Source organism: Peribacillus alkalitolerans (genome assembly GCF_010882125.1).
In the GTDB taxonomy this organism is placed as follows: Bacteria; Bacillota; Bacilli; order Bacillales; family DSM-1321; genus Bacillus_BN; species Bacillus_BN alkalitolerans.
Genome location: NZ_JAAGVZ010000001.1, coordinates 386,214 through 405,247, shown reverse-complemented (window position 1 = coordinate 405,247; position 19,034 = coordinate 386,214). Strand labels below are relative to the sequence as shown.

General features: G+C 39.2%; 17 protein-coding genes. 13 read left to right on the top strand and 4 right to left on the bottom strand.

The window, feature by feature from the left end:
* Positions 1 to 75: 75 nt before the first annotated feature.
* A complete protein-coding gene (gene spoIID, locus G3O09_RS01940) occupies positions 76 to 1,107 on the top strand; it encodes a stage II sporulation protein D (RefSeq protein ID WP_163099474.1) in 1,032 nt (343 codons plus the stop codon).
* Between the two features lie 211 nt (positions 1,108 to 1,318).
* Here the strand turns inward: spoIID and G3O09_RS01935 are convergent, their stop codons facing one another.
* Positions 1,319 to 1,741, bottom strand: a complete 423-nt coding sequence (locus G3O09_RS01935; RefSeq protein WP_163099473.1) for a VanZ family protein — start codon at positions 1,739 to 1,741, stop codon at positions 1,319 to 1,321.
* A gap of 162 nt (positions 1,742 to 1,903) precedes the next feature.
* Between G3O09_RS01935 and G3O09_RS01930 the strand changes: the two genes are divergently transcribed.
* The 8 genes from G3O09_RS01930 (at position 1,904) to G3O09_RS01895 (ending at position 8,444) form a co-directional block, all read left to right on the top strand.
* Positions 1,904 to 2,779 (top strand): stage II sporulation protein SpoIIQ, encoded by an 876-nt coding sequence (locus G3O09_RS01930; protein ID WP_163099471.1) that lies wholly within the window; start codon positions 1,904 to 1,906, stop codon positions 2,777 to 2,779.
* A gap of 553 nt (positions 2,780 to 3,332) precedes the next feature.
* Positions 3,333 to 3,596, top strand: coding sequence for a sporulation transcriptional regulator SpoIIID (spoIIID, locus tag G3O09_RS01925; RefSeq protein WP_163099469.1), 264 nt, complete (start codon positions 3,333 to 3,335; stop codon positions 3,594 to 3,596).
* A gap of 265 nt (positions 3,597 to 3,861) precedes the next feature.
* Positions 3,862 to 4,863, top strand: a complete 1,002-nt coding sequence (mreB, locus tag G3O09_RS01920) for a rod shape-determining protein (protein WP_163099467.1) — start codon at positions 3,862 to 3,864, stop codon at positions 4,861 to 4,863.
* Positions 4,864 to 5,308: 445 nt separating this feature from the next.
* Positions 5,309 to 6,148 carry a flagellar hook-basal body protein gene (locus tag G3O09_RS01915; protein ID WP_163099465.1) on the top strand — a complete coding sequence of 280 codons (840 nt, stop codon included), beginning with the start codon at positions 5,309 to 5,311 and terminating at the stop codon, positions 6,146 to 6,148.
* A gap of 45 nt (positions 6,149 to 6,193) precedes the next feature.
* Positions 6,194 to 7,030 carry a flagellar hook-basal body protein gene (locus tag G3O09_RS01910; RefSeq protein ID WP_163099463.1) on the top strand — a complete coding sequence of 279 codons (837 nt, stop codon included), beginning with the start codon at positions 6,194 to 6,196 and terminating at the stop codon, positions 7,028 to 7,030.
* Positions 7,031 to 7,050: 20 nt separating this feature from the next.
* A complete protein-coding gene (locus G3O09_RS01905) occupies positions 7,051 to 7,311 on the top strand; it encodes a DNA-directed RNA polymerase subunit beta (protein WP_163099461.1) in 261 nt (86 codons plus the stop codon).
* Positions 7,312 to 7,407: 96 nt separating this feature from the next.
* Positions 7,408 to 7,842: a 3-hydroxyacyl-ACP dehydratase FabZ gene (fabZ, locus tag G3O09_RS01900; RefSeq protein WP_163099460.1), complete on the top strand. Its 435-nt coding sequence runs from the start codon at positions 7,408 to 7,410 to the stop codon at positions 7,840 to 7,842.
* 320 nt (positions 7,843 to 8,162) lie between these two features.
* Entirely contained in the window at positions 8,163 to 8,444 is a 282-nt protein-coding gene (locus tag G3O09_RS01895; RefSeq protein ID WP_163099458.1) for a hypothetical protein, read from the top strand.
* Between the two features lie 36 nt (positions 8,445 to 8,480).
* Here the strand turns inward: G3O09_RS01895 and G3O09_RS01890 are convergent, their stop codons facing one another.
* On the bottom strand, positions 8,481 to 8,915 hold the full coding sequence (locus tag G3O09_RS01890) for a YwpF family protein (protein WP_163099456.1): 435 nt from the start codon (positions 8,913 to 8,915) through the stop codon (positions 8,481 to 8,483).
* A gap of 305 nt (positions 8,916 to 9,220) precedes the next feature.
* On the opposite strand from G3O09_RS01890, the gene ssb reads away from it, so the two are divergent.
* The 4 genes from ssb to G3O09_RS01870 all read left to right on the top strand — a co-directional run bounded on the left by ssb (position 9,221) and on the right by G3O09_RS01870 (position 14,608).
* Positions 9,221 to 9,580 carry a single-stranded DNA-binding protein gene (gene ssb, locus G3O09_RS01885; protein ID WP_163099454.1) on the top strand — a complete coding sequence of 120 codons (360 nt, stop codon included), beginning with the start codon at positions 9,221 to 9,223 and terminating at the stop codon, positions 9,578 to 9,580.
* Positions 9,581 to 9,594: 14 nt separating this feature from the next.
* Positions 9,595 to 9,846, top strand: coding sequence for a hypothetical protein (locus G3O09_RS01880; protein WP_163099453.1), 252 nt, complete (start codon positions 9,595 to 9,597; stop codon positions 9,844 to 9,846).
* Between the two features lie 342 nt (positions 9,847 to 10,188).
* On the top strand, positions 10,189 to 13,959 hold the full coding sequence (locus tag G3O09_RS01875) for a S8 family serine peptidase (RefSeq protein WP_240338300.1): 3,771 nt from the start codon (positions 10,189 to 10,191) through the stop codon (positions 13,957 to 13,959).
* 241 nt (positions 13,960 to 14,200) lie between these two features.
* Positions 14,201 to 14,608, top strand: coding sequence for a hypothetical protein (locus G3O09_RS01870; protein ID WP_163099451.1), 408 nt, complete (start codon positions 14,201 to 14,203; stop codon positions 14,606 to 14,608).
* Positions 14,609 to 14,626: 18 nt separating this feature from the next.
* Here the strand turns inward: G3O09_RS01870 and G3O09_RS01865 are convergent, their stop codons facing one another.
* Both G3O09_RS01865 and G3O09_RS01860 read right to left on the bottom strand, forming a co-directional pair.
* Complete coding sequence (locus G3O09_RS01865; RefSeq protein WP_163099449.1) at positions 14,627 to 17,437, bottom strand: DEAD/DEAH box helicase; 2,811 nt, start codon at positions 17,435 to 17,437, stop codon at positions 14,627 to 14,629.
* Positions 17,430 to 19,016, bottom strand: coding sequence for a hypothetical protein (locus tag G3O09_RS01860; RefSeq protein ID WP_163099447.1), 1,587 nt, complete (start codon positions 19,014 to 19,016; stop codon positions 17,430 to 17,432). The genes G3O09_RS01865 and G3O09_RS01860 overlap by 8 nt, the downstream gene beginning before the upstream one ends.
* Positions 19,017 to 19,034 lie beyond the last annotated feature (18 nt).

Here is a 19,034-nt window from a genome sequence, read left to right as displayed (position 1 = left end):
TAAATGCTTGTCCAATCCCATAGATTTGAATAGAGAATCAACAAGTCTATTCAATTCGCATGAGGAGGCCCTTACATGAAATCTATGAAACCAGTCATTGCCGTATTAATCACAGTAGCCGTTGCCATCGTCCTTATTCCCGCCTTGCTTGTCCTCCCATTTTCTTCTGAAGGAGCAAAAGGAAAGTTAATGGAAAACTTGACCCATAAGAAGCAAGAACCTAGTGTAGCCGACCAACTAAATGAATCCTCAGTGGAAGTGGCAGTGTATCGTTCACAGCAACAAAAAATTCAAGCCATTCCACTTGAAAAATATGTTGCAGGCGTAGTGTCTGCCGAAATGCCAGCAGATTTTGAAGTGGAAGCATTAAAAGCTCAGGCCTTAACTGCTAGAACTTACATAGTCAATCAATTGTCGGAAAAAGATACGGTTGCTTTGCCTAAAGGAGCCCATGTTACCGATACTGTCCTTCATCAAGTGTATAAAAGTGATGATGAACTGAAAAAACTATGGGGCAAAGATTATGCATGGAAGAAAGAAAAGATTGCTAAAGCGGTTTTAGCGACTAAGGACCAAATTCTTACCTATAATGGTGAACCAATCACAGCCACCTTTTTCTCTACAAGCAATGGCTTTACGGAAAACTCCGAGGCTTATTGGAAGAACTCTATTCCATATTTAAAAAGTGTAGTAAGTCCTTGGGATAAAGATTCTCCTAAATTTTATGATCGGAAAGTCATTTCCATAAAAGAGTTTGAAGCTAAACTTGGTGTAAAGCTCTCACAAGGAAAAGAAATAGGGACGATCGTTGAAAGAACACCAGGTAAGCGAGTAGGGGCAGTTAAAATTAACGGTAAGCAATTAACCGGCAAACAAATCCGAGAAACCTTAGAACTAAAATCAACAGACTTTACTTGGGAACGAAAAGGGGACCAGATCATCATCTCTACAAAAGGCTATGGACATGGAGTGGGGATGAGCCAATACGGCGCGAATGGAATGGCACAGGAGGGTAAAAACTACCGCGATATCGTCACGTATTACTATCAAGGAGTTCAAATCACTTCATCTACAGCATTCTTGAATACAATTGTTGCGAATAAATAAAAGAAGGGGACCTCTTCCTATCGTCAGTGTACGAATAGGAAGAGTGTCCCCGTTTTGTTTTTTACTGTTTGATAATAAGTGGAGCCAGTTTGATAATAAACAAGCGCTATTTGATAATAAAATTTAAATTTTGATAATATATGAAGGTGATATGATAATATCCCTGCATGCGCATTCAAAAAATAAAGATAAAACTCATAAAGACCTCATTTTAAGACTCGCCCCAGTTCTCCAACTTATTCAACAAACTCTTTTTCCTCTTAAAATAATGAAAACGCACATGAAAATAGACTGCTGTCACTCCAATTATATCTTTTACAACATCAATCATGGTTGGGGTACGGGATGGTACGAAGGATTGATGGATTTCATCCGTAATCCCATAGAGTCCAGCGATGATAGCTGCAAATAAGCTCATTTTTCGAGTTAACTTCCCATTTACTGCGAGTGCCAACACGAAAAATAAGTATAGAAGACCGAACTCTACTAAATGAAGACTATCTTTGATCATACGGTCCCAATATGAATCAGGCAGTTCTACAACTACATTGTCAGGATGACTGGACATTATCCAGATAGCAACCATGTATAAGAATGGCAGGATTGTTAGCATATAACGTATAAGTTTTTTCATGATATCCCTCGTTATCTATACTTCTTTTCAAAAGTGTACCATTATTTTTCATATCTATGAATAAATGATACCAACATAGCAAAACATAAGACAAAAAATTTTTTTTCACTTCATGTATATAATTTTCTGAATCTGTTCAGAATGATTGCTGAGGTGATAATCATGAGAGAGGAAGAAAAGAAACGAACTTCTCAAAAATCTGCATTTCAACGCTTCATATCTAAGCGTTGGGCACTACCGGCAATCTACTTAGCTTGTGCTGCTGTATTATTAACAGGTGTCCTTTGGTTCCAAAACAGTAACAACGAATCAACAACACCTGATGTTAGCTACGGTGACTCAAACCTAGCAGGAAAAGGTCATCGCGAGCCAGCTGTTGAAGTAAACAGCAAAGTAGAAAATTTCAAAATGCCAGTATTGAATGAAGATTCCGCGGTCATCAAGAAGGAATTCTACGATGTTAAGGGTAGTAAAGAAGCGCAAGAAGCGGCTCTAGTATTCTACAATAATAAATACGAGCCAAACAAAGGAATCGACATTGCGATGCAAAACGGGGAAACGTTTGACGTAGTTGCTTCCATGAGCGGTACAGTCACAAAGGTTCAAGATGATACTATCCTTGGAAACCTGATTGAAGTCGAGCATGAAAAAGGAATCGTTACACGTTACTCATCCGTTAAGGAAATTGCAGTAGAAGTCGGTGACACAGTTACACAAGGACAAGCCATTGCAAAAGCAGGACAAAGCTTGTTGAACAGTGAAGCTGGAATCCATACACATTTTGAAATCCGCAAAGATCAAGTGGCAGTAAATCCAATTGAATTTATGGATAAAAATGTAGTGGCCCTTAAAGAAGCACAAGTTGTAAACAGCAAAGCATCTGCTCTTGATAAAAAAGAAGATGCTGCAGACAAAAACGCTGAAGTAAGCGAAGATGACGATACTAAAACAGATGATGCTGCTGCTGTTGAAGACGAAAAACCTTCTGAGGACGATCAACCTTCAGAAGATGAAACGCAAGAAAACCAAAACAACTAACACATTCCCAATGTGACAATAACTGAACTGAAAACCCGTCTCCCCAGACGGGTTTTTATTTCGCCCGAAAACGACAAATTTCTCGGGAAATAATATTTCCATAGGTTAAGATTTTCAAAAAAAAAAGACTCAAGATGCTGTGCAGAAATTGGATGAGTACTCAACTTCGACTTTTCACAGATTTCGAATCTCAAAATGTATGTAGAGTGGTTGTAAAAACTTGCTTAACCTCCTTTCAAAATGAAGTCATAAATAAGTTTTTCCAATAAAGAATACGATTTGACCAACCAAAAAGTTTCAAGAATCTGATAATATACAAAAAAACTTGAGCAAACCCTTGTCCTTCTTATGATTTTCGTGCATATTCCCTTAACCAAGCTAATAAACTGATACAAACCTTAAAAAGAGAGTGTTTGAGGTGAGGAATCGTTTATAACATTTTGGGGATTTAGTTGAGGATATCTTTCTACGTTGCTTTGGGCACAGTTGCAAAACATATAAAAGCGAATCTCATTTCACACTTCTCACATCCAATTTGGGGAGGTCGAGTGGTGTGCACGATTACATCAAAGAAAGAACTATCAAGATCGGAAAGTATATCGTGGAGACAAAGAAAACGGTTCGCGTAATTGCGAAGGAGTTTGGTGTATCCAAAAGTACTGTCCACAAGGATTTAACCGAGAGGCTACCGGATATCAATCCGGATTTAGCAAATGAAGTGAAAGAAATTTTGGATTATCATAAATCCATACGCCACCTCCGTGGTGGGGAAGCGACAAAGATGAAGTACCAAAGACCAGAAGAAATTAATCAGTAATGAAAAATGAAGAAAAAAGAGAGGCTATTGCCAAAGAAAACAATAATTGGCAAAGCTTCTCTTTTTGTTGTACATATATGCATCGCTAAAATTTTCCTGGATTTTCTATCCTATTATCAAGAATCTATTTATGAGCTGATTTAATTCGTTTATTTGCCACAAACATTAAAAAATACCGCTAACAAGTTGGCATTTATTTGTGATAAAATATACAATTAGGACAGAAGTTTGTCATATTGTACGTTTTAGGAGGAAAGTATTAGTCATGCTTGCAAGAGATATTGGAATAGATCTTGGGACTGCCAATGTATTAATCCATGTTAAGGGAAAAGGTATTGTCCTAAATGAACCATCCGTCGTCGCAATTGATAAAAATACAAACCGTGTGTTGGCTGTAGGTGAAGAGGCGCGTCGCATGGTCGGTAGAACGCCTGGGAACATCGTAGCTATCCGTCCATTGAAAGATGGCGTCATTGCTGACTTTGATATAACAGAAGCTATGTTAAAGCATTTTATTAATAAATTAAATGTAAAGGGTTTCTTATCGAAGCCTCGTATTTTGATTTGCTGCCCAACGAACATTACGAGCGTTGAGCAAAAAGCCATCAAGGAAGCTGCTGAAAAAAGCGGTGGGAAGAAAGTATATCTTGAAGAAGAACCTAAAGTAGCAGCAATTGGTGCAGGCATGGATATTTTCCAACCAAGTGGAAACATGGTTGTTGATATCGGTGGTGGTACTACTGATGTTGCTGTTCTATCTATGGGTGATATCGTAACATCTTCCTCCATCAAAATGGCTGGAGATAAGTTTGACAATGAAATCTTAAATTACATCAAACGTAAATATAAATTATTGATCGGTGAGCGTACTGCAGAGGACATTAAGATTAAGGTTGCTACAGTATTCCCAGGATCTCGTTCTGAGTCTATAGACATCCGTGGTCGTGACATGGTATCTGGATTACCAAGAACCATCACCGTCCATTCTGAAGAAATTGCAGAGGCATTACACGAATCAGTTGCGGTTATTGTACAAGCTGCTAAAAGCGTACTTGAGCGTACTCCACCAGAATTATCAGCGGACATTATCGACCGCGGCGTAATCCTGACTGGAGGAGGAGCACTCCTTCATGGTATCGACTTACTATTAGCAGAAGAGCTGAAAGTACCAGTCCTTGTAGCTGAAAATCCAATGGATTGCGTAGCTATCGGAACAGGTATCATGCTTGAAAACATCGATAGAATCTCTAAAAGACGTTTCGGTTAATAGAAAACTCCAGTTTTGGACCAATTATGGTGCGGAGCTGGAGTTTTTTTATTGTATATGGGTGAATATGCCCGCAATTCGCTTTTTAATCAGAAAATGCGCACTTTACTTAGAATTTGCGCTCTATACTTAGAATTTGTGCACGATAATTTTAAGATTCGCTTTATAAATATTAGTTGTGCTTTTTAATGATTGAATGTGCATTTTAATTTCGGGATACGCTTTTTAAGAACTGAATGTGCTTTTTAAGATCTAGATATGCTTATTAAGCAAAAGCGCATCTAACTAATTCACGCTGTAAAAAACTACCATAAAACTAATCTCTATTACTTTTCCAAAACCATAAAAAAATCTATGAGTGTAGCCGATAAGTTGTATATAATGGAATTATTGAATAAATGAGGTACGACACTGCAAATTTGCGGATTACATAGAGGTGAAAACCATGTTAAGAGGCTTTTATTCGGCTGCTTCAGGGATGCTTGCTCAGCAACGCAGGACTGAAATGCTGACAAATAATATTTCTAATGCGAACACTCCTGGATTTAAAGCGGATCAGTCAAGTATACGGGCGTTTCCAGATATGCTTTTAAAGCGAATGGATCAGACGGAAATTCCTACTGAGAAAAAGCTGAACCTTCCATTTCAACCTACAGTTGGGTCTCTTAGCACGGGAGTTTATATGCAGGAAGCAATACCTGCATTCAAACAAGGGGACATTACCGCTTCAGATAATAAGACGGATGTCGCATTGGTCGATTTGTTCCTTCCGTTGAACGAAGAGAATGGGAAACGTGGCACGGTCATGTTTTCTGTTTTAAACGCTAATGGCGAGCAAAGATATACTCGGAATGGTAACTTTACTTTGGATCAACAGGGCTATCTGACGACTCCAAGTGGGTACTATGTGCTGGATGATCAAGGGAATAGAATCCAATTAAAGAGCGATAATTTTGTCGTTCAAGAAAATGGGTTAATTCTGGAAGACGACCAGGTTATTGGGCGTATGGGAGTTGCTTTTGCGCAAAACCCATATGCTTTAATAAAAGAAGGGGACGGGCTATATCGTACGAATGATGGCGCCCCTCTGCAAAATGCTTTTGGAAACGGGAATGTGCAATTCAAACTGCAACAAGGCTTCATTGAACAGTCTAATGTCGATACAGCAAGAACGATGACCGATATGATGACAGCTTATCGTGCATTTGAGGCGAATCAAAAAGTTCTACAAGCGTATGATCGGAGCTTAGAAAAAGCAGTCAATGAAATCGGCAGATTAAGTTAGTAACTATTTTACCTTGCCTTACGGATTTCAGATGGGGGAATAACCATGAATCGAACGATGATAACGGCAACGAATACCATGAGCCAGCTACAGCATAAAATGGATCTAATCGGCCATAACTTAGCGAACGTACAAACGAACGGATATAAAAGAAAAGAAAGTTATTTTAACGAATTGCTATTCCAAGAGTTCAATAATCAAAGGCATGACAAGTTAGAGATAGGACGGATTACATCCAATGGAATCCGCCAAGGAACAGGGGCTAAATTGAGCCAGGCTAGACTGGTTTTGAATCAAGGAAGCATAAAGACGACAGGTCGGGAGCTGGACTTGGCTTTGACAAAGGAAGATTTATTCTTTAAGGTACGAGTAGATGACAGTACCCAATATACACGGGATGGTTCTTTTTATTTAAATCCAATTACTCCTAATTCTGATGATATGATGCTTGTTACCAGCAGTGGTTACCCTGTTCTCGACGAAAATGACCAGCCGATTGTCATGAATGGACCTATCAAGAATCTTTCCGTTTCGAATAAAGGGTTAATGAGGGTTGAAACAGACAATGCCGGTACACAGTCTTTTGAACTTGGGATGATATCTGTTCAAAAACCGGAATATATGGAGCAAAAAACAGGGAATACACTTGGGTTAACTAGTGAAGCGCAAGCATTAGGAATTGAAGAAGGTAATATTTTCTTTGACCTTACAGGTGGAATGAGAGACAATATAACTTTACAGGCAGGTTCATTAGAAAACTCTAATGTTGACATGTCTAAAGAAATGACCGATTTAATCAATGTCCAACGACATTACCAATTTCAAGCCCGTTCTGTTACACTGGCTGATCAAATGATGGGATTGATCAACGGGATACGTTAAAGGAGCATGGCTATTTCATTATGGATCAAGAACAAAAGAGAGTTTCAAGAGATGCGTATAAAAAAGAAAAACGTGCAGAGCAACAAATAAAGAAGCGTTTCGTCCGAATTAGGTTAATCCCAATTTGGTTACGAATTATTTTAGTGACGCTTCTAATTGGACTATGTGCCATAACAGGAACATTTGTGGGCTATACCATATTTGGGAACGGGGATGCTAAAGACGTTTTCAAAAAGGATACTTGGACGCATATCATCGATTTAGTGAATAAAAATTCCTAGCCGTGTCATCATGACAAGGCTTTTTCACTTTGCATCCAAGGATTTTTTATTAGCTTTATCGAAATAATAAATACTACTTACTTTATGGAGGTTATCATGTACGATATCACACAAATTAAAGAAATCATTCCTCACCGCTATCCTTTTTTATTAGTCGATCGCATTTTAGAGCTTGAAGAAGGACAACGCGCAATCGGAATTAAAAACGTAACCGCAAATGAAGAGTTTTTTAATGGTCATTTTCCGGACTATCCAGTAATGCCAGGCGTACTAATTATCGAAGCCCTTGCACAAGTAGGCGCTGTGGCGATGTTAATCAAAGAAGAGAATAAAGGCCGTCTTGCGTTTTTTGCGGGAATAGACAATTGCCGTTTCAAGCGTCAGGTCAAACCAGGAGACCAGCTTCGTTTGGAAGTCGAAATCGTTCGCTTAAAAGGCCCAATTGGTAAAGGAAAAGCAATCGCTACGGTTGATGGCGAAGTGGCATGTGAAGCTGAACTTACTTTTGCATTAGGTGCGAAAAAAGAATAGTAGGAAAAATCCATCCTTTTGAACCAATTTCATCGAAAAGGTTTAATTTATGGCAGGATTGTCTAAATTAATTATACAAGTGTGGAATCTTGTATTTAGAATGATAATTCAGCTGTGGTAAGCCTTTATCATTCTCCCTTCAATTTAAGTCAAGCGTATGCTTGGCTTTTTTATTATGTTTTGTTCAACCTGAAAATCATTTCCTATAATCCGTTTTTTGTTAAAAAAATTTCTGTTCATGCAACATTTCTCCTTGATTGGGCAAAATACGAACTGACCCGTATATAAAGGTCCAAAAGAAAATAAAGGAGGAAATTACTTTGAACAAAAAATTGTTAAGCATCATTGGAAGTTCTCTATTATCCGCATTGCTTTTAGCTGGGTGTAATGTGAATGATAATAACCCGCCACCAGAGAACGATGTTATTGAAGATCAAGATGTGAATGATAATGATAATGATAATCTTGATACAGACATGGACAACAACAATGATGGTTTGTTAGAGAATGATGCAAACGATACAACTGTCCCAAACGGTAACACTGAAGAAAATGTAGAAGATGAGATTGACCGCGATGATGCGGATAATAAAGACGAGTAGGAATGAAAAAAACAGGGATGTATATCCCTGTTTTCCTTATTTCTTCAAGTTTGTTGAGATTTTTGGTCTGATACGAATTTTTTTCTTGAATTCTTCAACAAGTTGCTCACCCTGGACACCTTGCTGAATGAGATTTTCAAGTAATAGCTCTGCATATTCTATTTTCAGATTTTTTAAATGACCTTCAAATAAAATAGTGTAATTGTTTTGAACCTTCTTCATATGAAGAACCTTCGTTTCAAAAGCAGCAGGATCATTCTCCTTTTTAGTAATCACTACTTGTATCCAGATAGTGTCTTTTTTCAAAAGGGGCTCAATCCTTAGGAATTCCTCTTCAGTTACAAAAGCCTCGATAAGCCATCTATTATGTTCATCTTCTTTATTGATGATGAGCCCATCCTGTAGCTCTACATCCTCTGCTTGCTTTATGCCTGTGATGATTTGAAAGGAAACAAGCTTAAATGACTTCATATCATCCCTCCATTCTCAAGTAATAATACGAACAATTAAGTACATTAATTATAGCATACTAAATATTCAGAGCACTTGCACGTTAACCACCCTAGAAGTGAAGACTTAGCGAAATTTGTCGAACACTTACTAAAATTTCATTTTGTTGCAGGAAAATGTAAAAGATTGCTTTGAAACTAATTATTTCCCAATAGGAAAATGAATATTTCCCTTAAAAAATCTTTTGAAAATTAAATTATTGCTAATTTTACAACAATTTTTCCTCCGTTTAGTATCAAGATAACAAGACGAAAGGAGAAAATAACATGATTAATCAAGTCATTTTGGTGGGAAGGCTGACAAAAGATCCTGAATTACGCTATACACCAGAAGGAAAAGCTGTTTCCAATATTACTTTAGCTGTTAACCGAAATTTCAAAAACGCTGATGGGGACTATGATGCAGACTTTGTTCATTGTACCATCTGGAAAAGAACCGCTGAGAACCTGGTCCAATATTGTCAAAAGGGATCTTTGATTGGGATTTCAGGCAGGATTCAGACACGAAATTATTCCAATCCAGAAGGCAAGAAAGTGTACGTAACGGAAGTGGTGGCCGAAGGAGTGAAATTTATCGGTAACCGCACACCCTCACCATCAAAAGAAAGAGAATTAGTTGAAATTTAAAGGAAAAGGTGAAAATGATGATTAGAGAAGAAGACGTCAGGGTTGAAAGAATCGAAGAGTTATTGAGTGATTTAATAAGAATACTTGCTAAAAGCCATGTAAAATCAAGCAGAAATGAAGATGTATTAGTTTCCATGCGAAAAATATTAGTGAATTTGGACAACCGATTAGAAAATGTGGAATGTCATATCTTCCCCGGAGTGACAGCTAACCCATCCAGGTCAAATTCTCTTCAAACTCAATATTTACTCCTCTCAAATCGATGATCCTCTAAGTTTAACCTCTTAATCCCCTATAAAAAATAATAAAATTCTACGCAAGATCAATTACCACGTTACACCCACTACACCCTCACTTTTTGCTGCTGATGCAGCTTTTTTTATTGCTAGGTATATTTGTATCCCAACTTTTATAAGATTCATATTTCGTCATTCCAGTATAATGCAATATTTTTTCTTATTTTTCTATAATATGTTAATAATTAGTTGTTTTTACCTATTTGTAGAGATGGATAAAGAGGACTATTTGACCTTATTTAGTAGGAACTAGTATGGTAGATTTTTAGTATATTATTAATTTTCTGACAATATACTAGGAGGTTACCAATTTTGAGGAAAAAACACTTTGCAATTTTGTGTGCGTCGCTACTTGCTTTATCGTCTGCAGGGACTGGAACGGCTGCAGCATTACCATTACAAGTGGACAAGCATTCTGCTAAGCAAAACCCAAAAACTGTAGTAGAAGTCAAGAAGCAGGATCAAGAAAAAATCTACTTACCGGATGAAAAAGTCCGTGTCATTGTGGAAATGAAAGAAGAACCTGCTATTGAGTATGCAAAAAAACAAGGAAAACGTTTTAAGGACCTTGATAAAAATACAAAAAATAAGCTTCAATCAGATAAAAAAGCAGGACATAAAAAAGTAAAAGATAAAGCTAAGGCAAAGAAAGTTGAATTCAAAGAATTGGAAAGCTTTACAACCGTTGTGAACGGATTCAGTGTTGAAACTGAATACAAGAATATTGCAGCATTACAATCCATTGAAGAAGTAGCGGCCGTACATATTGCAAATGAATACGAACGCCCTCTTGAAAAGCCTGACATGATTTATAGTAAAGAACTCGTCCAAGCGCAAGAAGCATGGCGTGACTATGGATATAAGGGTGAAGGAATGGTTGTCGGAGTTATCGACACAGGTATCGATCCATCCCACCGTGATATGGTGTTGAGCGAAGGTGTGGAAGAGGAATTGTCATCTGCAGAAGTGGCAGATTCCAAAGCTGCTAATGGGTTGAGGGGTAAGTTTTACTCGGAGAAAGTCCCTTACGGCTATAACTACATGGATGATAACGAAGAAATTCTGGATTTAGGACCGGATGCTTCCATGCACGGAATGCACGTAGCTGGAACAGTCGGTGCAAACGGCGATGAAGAGAACCATGGAATTAAAGGAGTTGCTCCAGAGGCACAGTTGCTTGCATTAAAAGTATTCGGAAATGATCCAAATATGCCTTCAACTTGGGGAGATATCTATGTAAAAGCAATTGATGAAGCGATTATCTTAGGAGCAGATGTCCTGAATATGAGTTTAGGTTCCACAGCTGGATTCGTCCGTCCAGAGGATCCTGAACAAGCAGCGGTGCAACGTGCAGTAGATAACGGAATTTTAATGTCCATCTCTGCGGGTAACTCTGCCCACTTCGGTAACGGATTTGCAAATCCATTGGCATCCAACCCGGATATTGGTGTATCAGGTTCTCCAGGTGTATCCTTCAACTCCTTACAGGTTGCATCTGTAGAAAATAACTTCATGGATTTAGATGGCGCGAACTATACTGCCAGCGGCGGGCTAACAGGTATTGCACCTTTCTTGTCTGCAAGCAGTGTTCATCCTAATGATTTAGAACAAAAAACATATGATGTAGTTTACGCTGGGTTAGGTAAACCAGAAGAACTTGCAGCTGCTAATGTACAAGGGAAAATTGCCCTGATTAAACGTGGGGAAATTGGATTTGTAGATAAAACGAAAAATGCTCAGGCTGCTGGAGCCGCAGCAGTGATTATTTACAATAATACGAGTGGATATGTTAGCATGGCTTCAGAGCCAAGTATTACCATTCCACAGTTATTCATGTTGAAATCAGATGGAGACAAGCTTCAAGCAACCCTGACTGGCGGACAAACTGTGTCCATTTCCTTTAATGGCGCAAAAGCGAAATCAGCAAACCCTGAAGCAGGCAAAATGAGTGCATTCACATCTTGGGGGATGACTCCGAACCTTGACTTCAAGCCGGAAATTACTGCTCCAGGTGGGCAAATTTATTCTACTTTGAACAATAACGAATATGGCATGATGAGCGGTACTTCGATGGCTGCTCCACACGTAGCTGGTGGATCTGCACTTGTTCTTCAAAGAGTGGAGAAAGACTTTAAGGTAGATGGACTTGAAAAAGTAAACTTAACGAAAAATTTGTTAATGAATACAGCATCGCCACTAATCGACAAAGGAACTGTCAACACAGCATTCGGTTGGAAACTGCCATATTCACCAAGAAGACAAGGAGCAGGAGTCATGCAATTACACGCAGCTCTTGAAACTCCTGTTGTCGTGACAGCGTCTAATACAAACGAAGGTAAGGTTGCTTTAAAAGAAGTGGGAGATCAGTTCTCATTCACATTAAAGGCGCAAAACTTCAGCGGCACAGATGCCCAGTATGACGTAGCGGCGAATATCCAAACAGACTTTGCTATTGAAGGTCAACTTGGATATACTGCGAATGTACTTGAGACTCAAAAAATTCTTGATGCTGTCGTGAAAGTAAATGGTGAATCTTCAAAAGTTATCACGGTTCCTGCGAATGGATCTGTTACATTTGAAGTGACAGTAGATGTTTCACAAGCAAAAGTTGTAGAGCCAGCAATCACTGGTAGCTGGACTACTCCTGTAGACATCAATAAAGTATTCCCGAATGGATACTTTGTTGAAGGCTACGTAACTTTGAAGGATGTAAACGATGATGGAACAGAAGATGGAACTGATCCTAACCCTGAGCTTCATGTGCCATATGCTGGTTTCAAAGGTGAATGGGACAAGGCGCCTGTACTAGATGGAACAATCTATGATAGTGAATCATTCTATGGTATGGCAGGAGCTGTCTCAAAATCTGCTGATACTTATAACTACTTAGGATATAATCCAGTAGCTGATTCCTATAATGGCCAATATATCGCCATTTCTCCAAATGGAGATGGAGTACAGGATGAATTAATCCCGGTACTATCATTCTTAAGAAATGCTAAACAAGTAGAGTTCAATGTACTAGATAAAGATAGTAAAGCTGTTCGCAAGCTACGTACTGAATATGAACTTCGTAAAAATTATTATGATGGTGGACGCAGTGCGAAGTATTCCTTAGACCCAGCACGTCAATGGGATGGGAAAATCAATAATTTAGTAGCAAAAGATGGCCAATATTATTTCGAAACAAAAGCAGCAGTAGATTTCGAGGGTGCTGATTTCCAAAGCTTTAAGATTCCTGTTTTAGTAGATACAGTGAAACCGACTGTAACAGCTAAGAAGGATGCTACAGGTCGTAAGTTGACCATCCAGGCTGCTGATACGACAGGAGGAGCAGGTGTATCCTACCTGGATATCCTTGTAGATGGCAATTCTATTTTAACAGCTCCACTAGCTCCTACTACTACAGAATTTAACTTACCGGATACAGTAAAAGCAGAGGCTAAAGTGGAAGTGGTTGCTGTAGACTATGCAGGTAACTTTGCGGTTACAAATGCAATTCCAGAAGACAAAACCATTCCATCTGTATTCGTAAATGATCCAGAAGCGCTATCCACTTACAAGACAAAAACGGTTCCTGTAAATGGATATATCATTGAACCTTCTGGATTGAAAGAATTCACAATCGCTGGGAAACCAGTAGCATTAACATACAACGAAGCAAAAGGACAATATGAATTCTCCACTACTCTAACTTTAGAGGATGGTGTTCATAGCTTTGAAGTAAAAGCAGTCGATAATGCGGGTAATGCTATTGCATTCAAACGCACAGTCATCGTCGATTCTACGGCACCAGTCTTGAGCATCACTGGCCTACCGAAGAAGAACACAGTGGGTGCTAAGGATCCAAATCCTAAAGTCGATGTGAAAGTAACAGACAACTTTGATGAAATCCGTTTGTTCTTGAATGGAAGTGAAATATTCTACCAACCATTCAAAGAACCATATGCGATGAGAGCGTTCAGCAAAGTAATTGAAGATGTTGAGCTACCACTTGTCAAGGGTGCAAACAACTTCACATTCGAAGTGACTGACTTAGCTGGAAACAAAACGACAAAAACAGTTACAATCACGAAAAGGTAGATAACACTGAAAGGGACTGACCAATTTTGGTCAGTCTTTTTTCAGTAGCTAAGGAGTTTATTTGAAAAAATACGGTATGAAATGAAAAAATTTTTATTATTACTAGATTTTAAAACATTTCCAACTCAATTTGTCACTTTTAACACTATTAAAACAGGGGTTCCTTTTATCAAAAAAATGATTGATTATCATTTTAATATATGTAAAATTATTCCTAAATAGATGTTAGGAGTGTGGGGCCATGGATTATGTTCATACAGTCAATGCAGATAGAATTATAGTGAGAAAGAAAAATAAGGATATCGATCCACCATGTTTATTAAAAAATACATTTTTTGATGCTTTGCAATATTTAAAGCAAAGTAACGTTAACAACTTCGAAACCACTCCATTAGAAAAGAAAATCCAATTCTTTTTTATCGATCAAAATGAATACGGTAAGAAAATCTGTTTTTCAAAAGTCCACGAACAGTCCGAAATATATTTTCATAGCAGGTTAGAAACCGTCTTACCTTATTTCATGTTTCAAAAACAATCCAAGGTCACATTTTTCATACCATCTATTGACTCGCAACATGTTCCTGTCCCGAAACGAAAAAAACCTCAGGATAGTCATTCCAGCAAGAAATTGCCTTCCTCACTTTCATAACTTCCCAAGGTTCAACACTTATGTTAACGAAACCAAATCCTTGATTTCATCTGTAGATAGCTCAGTAATCCAATTATCACTTTGGATAATTTCATCATTCAAAGCTTGTTTCTTTTCGAGCATGATATCGATTTTTTCTTCGAGTGTTCCTGTACAAATCAGCTTATGAACATGAACAAATCTCTTTTGTCCAATTCGATAGGCACGGTCGGTTGCCTGATTTTCAACAGCTGGATTCCACCAGCGATCAAAATGGACAACATGGTTGGCAGCGGTTAAATTCAATCCAGTTCCACCAGCTTTCAACGACAGAATGAAGATTGGATAAAGACCATTTTGGAATGCCTCAATCATTTCATCACGCTGCTTCTTCGCGAGGCTGCCATTCAGGAATGGAACTTTGATGCCATACTCTTGTTGCAACAGCTCCTGCATCATTTCGCCCATTCCGATATATTGCGTGAAGATGAGGCAGCTTTCATTTTGTTCCATCACTGCATCGGTCAACTCAAACAGCTTGTCGAGCTTCGCTGAGCGTTCGCGGGCCAATGAAACCTTCTGTTCCTTCAGGTACAGGGCAGGATGGTTACAAAGCTGCTTCAATTTGGTCAGCATACCAAGGATCAAGCCTTTCCGTTCAAAGGCTGATAACTTTTCTACTTCTGCAAAAGTATCCTTAATCAGTTGTTCATATAAAGATGCCTGCTCTGAAGTGAGAGGGACATATTCCTTTTGCTCCAGCTTATCAGGTAAGTTTAAAGCTACATCTTCATCTTTTTTCGTACGTCTTAATAAGAAGGGTTGTATCAATTTTTGCAGCTGTTTAATTTTTTCCGTCTGACCGTCTTTTTCAATGCTATTTACGTATCTGTCTTGGAATTGGCGCAATGTCCCGAGATAGCCTTTATTGATAAAATCAAAAATCGCCCACAATTCGCTTAATCGGTTTTCCATTGGTGTTCCCGTTAACGCGATATGGTGGCGTCCTTTCAGCTTGCGAGCCGCTTTGGATTGCTTAGTACCTGGATTTTTAATGTTTTGTGCCTCATCCAGGATGACACTATTCCATTCGATCGCACCCAATTCTTCGAAATCGGAGTGGGCCATCCCGAAGGAAGTTAGAACTACATCATATTTTTTAATAAAAGGCGCAAAATCTTCCCCTTTTTTACGGCTGCCTCCGTAGTGTAAATACACATTTAATGAAGGAGAGAACTTCTCCAACTCTTTTTGCCAATTTCCAAGAACGGAAGTCGGACAAATAATGAGAGTAGGCTGTTCAGTGGTTTCCTTAGAATCTTTTACCGCCAACAAATAACTAATCACCTGTACCGTTTTCCCGAGCCCCATGTCATCAGCCAAGCAAGCTCCAAATCCGTGCTTTCGTAAATACATGAGCCAGCTTAGACCTTGTGTCTGGTAAGGGCGTAGGGAACCCTGCAAACTTTCAGGTGCCTCTGTGATGGGAATGCTTTTTGTTTCCCGCAGCGAACTCATCAGTTTTTTCAAATCTTGATTAAGCTCGAATTGGATTTTCAATAAGTCATCCTCAAACTCGTCTTCCTCTGGTGACTCATCCAACAGCTCCTGATAAAACAACTCACTTAATGGAATGCCTTTTTGGTCGGCTGTCTTCATCATCGTCTGAAGCTGTTTGATCATAGCAGGGTCCAATTTGACCCATTGTCCTTTAATAAAAACAAGTCGCCTTTTTTCGGAAACAAGCTTTTGGAATTCAGCCTCTGACAAATCCGCTCCGTTCATGGAGAAGCGCCAGTCAAAGTCCATCAACGCATTAAGGCCGACAAACGAAGGACCACGTGTTGAAGTGCTTTTTACTTTGGCTTTTAGCTTGAGTTGGGAATCGCGAATGGCTGTCCACCACGATGGCAATAGGATATCTGCTCCGACAAACAACAGCTTCTCGCTCGCTTCGGTTAGAAATTCCCATGCCTCAGTTTCGGTCAATTCATCCTTTAGTACTCCATCCTCGCCAAGCCAAGGTACAAGCTCTAACCAGCCATCCAGATCCTCATCTACCGTTTCAAGGTAATTTTTCCACCCGCGCGGCAGCTTTTTCATTCCCTGAGAAAGTGTGACAACTGTATCATCTTTTTTAGATTGCAATACGACTTCTAGAGTCCATGGACCTTCGCCATCTGGTGGCTCAACAATCTGCAAACCAGTTGAAAAGGGGCGTTCGTCCTCTTGAAAGCCGAGCCATTTGTTCCAGCGATCTTGAGTGAAATAGGTATGCAATTCCTCGGGAGCTAACTGTGCACTTTTTAAAGCATCCATCGCCTTGTTCCACTGGTCATGGTGAGTGGAATATTGTCGTAGATAGGTTTCTGCAGCCCCATTGAACCAAGTTTGAACAAATTCGGTGTTGGATAATGTTTCACCTACGTCAACGGAATCCTCCCAAAATGACGGTTCGAACTCTTCCTGGACATCATCCGGTAAATTCCAGCCGATATTGCCTTCACGTAGCTTGGTAAAATCAGGAGTGGGGATGCCATTTTGCATCGATTCAGCTAAAACAGGTGCTATCGATAAACATAGAAAAGAAGCCTCATCCCATTCCCATTCAATAAACGATTGAAAGCGTTCCTGGGAAAATAGCGATACCAAGCCCCAGGCATCAACAAGAACCCCATTTTCTTTCTCATCGTATTTCAATTGAGTCCCATAATAGCTTGCTTGATCCCATAAGAATAATTGTGGGAAAACCTTCCCGGCCTGAAGCGGAAGGTTTTCCTGATCATAGGCTTTAATTAAATACTGCCCATCAGCCGCTAATGTTGTTTTGATCAACACGTGATTAAACATGGATTAGTTTTCCCCTTTGCAGTTCTTCTTGAAAGGCTCGTAACCTTTTCGTTGATTCTTGAAGATTATTCATATAGGAAAGAAAAGCGTCTTCCTGCTTTAATTTTTTATATAAAGTGCGAAGCTTTTTTAAATATCGGACTGCATGCTTATAGCTAGCTCGATTTTTAGAAGAAATGGATTGCTCCACCACGCGATGGTACAGCGGTAATAGCACGGCAGGCTCATGTGTCTGAACCCGTTTAAGAATGTCCGTCCCAACCTGGTCCACATCAATGTCCATATAGGTGATGAGCTCCACCCATTTTCCGTATTGGTCACTATCAATTAAAAATTGGGCGTACGGATAGTAACTGAAAGGAAGGCTGATTCGATAAAATTTCTCCAATAAATCGTGCCGTTTTGTCTTTTTGCAAAAAATCGTAATAGGTGAGGTGATGCTTCGGACAAAATCCATCGACTCATAGTAATTCCTTGAAGTACTTAAAAACTCGTTCACATGTTCAATAATAAACTCGACAAACGGAAGGGCTTTGATTTCCTCATCTTGCTCGTTCAAGGTATGGATCCAAAAATACATATAGGGACTAGCGCTAGCATCTAACTGATTGAGCAAAGTAACGACTTCTTCATGTCGATTGTTTAAAAGTGATAGGTGAATGGTCGCGATCAGTAATGGTTGATTAACGGAAGCTTCGACCGTGGATTTCAAGTGTGTAAGCTCTTGCTTGCGCCATTCTTGGTTTCGTAATAAGACGCTCCAAATCGTACGGTATAAATCAACTTGTTGATATGAAATATTTTCATCCTGGGACATCAATGAGTGAGTATCTTGATGGATTCCCTTGAAAAATTCATCAAACGCAAACGGACGTGCTTGATTGGAGAGTAAAGCGACATAATCATACATCCCATCGGTTATATCCTCGAGTTCGTTTTCGATAAAAATCCGAAATGAATTCGGATTCTCAATCTTTCGGACCTCTTTAAACGCGAGCAACAGTGTATGAAAATGGATGATAAAAAGGTAAAGTGTTTTCCACTCCCGTTCTAAAGGAGCTTTTTGTTTTAGTTTATGTAAATAATTCTTCCATTTTTCGTGAAGGACATAGCTAGGATATCCTGCATGTGCGAACGATAATATGTTCTCTTTGAAACTTTCAATGACATAGTTTTTCCACGCTTCGTACGATTTAGGAAGTACGGCAGCGGAATCTAAAAGGGAATGAGCTTTTTTCAATTCAACGGTAGCTCTTTTCCCATACTTCCACTTTTCGACCCACTCTGTAATGCTGCCTACCTTTTCGAAGGCTTGGAAGAAGGCGGCCAGCTCATGACGGCAATATCCATCCTTGTTACAGCTACAAGAGCTGTTTGAAGGAAACAATGGATCTAGAATGACCTCCACGGGAGTCACGTCTTGAATCATGGCAGTGATTTTCGTTTCATGTTGGACTAATTTATAAACAAGTCCCTGCCTATATATAAGAAGTCCACGTTGAACGACCTGGACATCAGCAGCTTCCTGAGCATTCAACTCATCCTTTAAAATCTCTCCCATATGCAACAAATCACTCATCCTACAAACCCCCTCTGG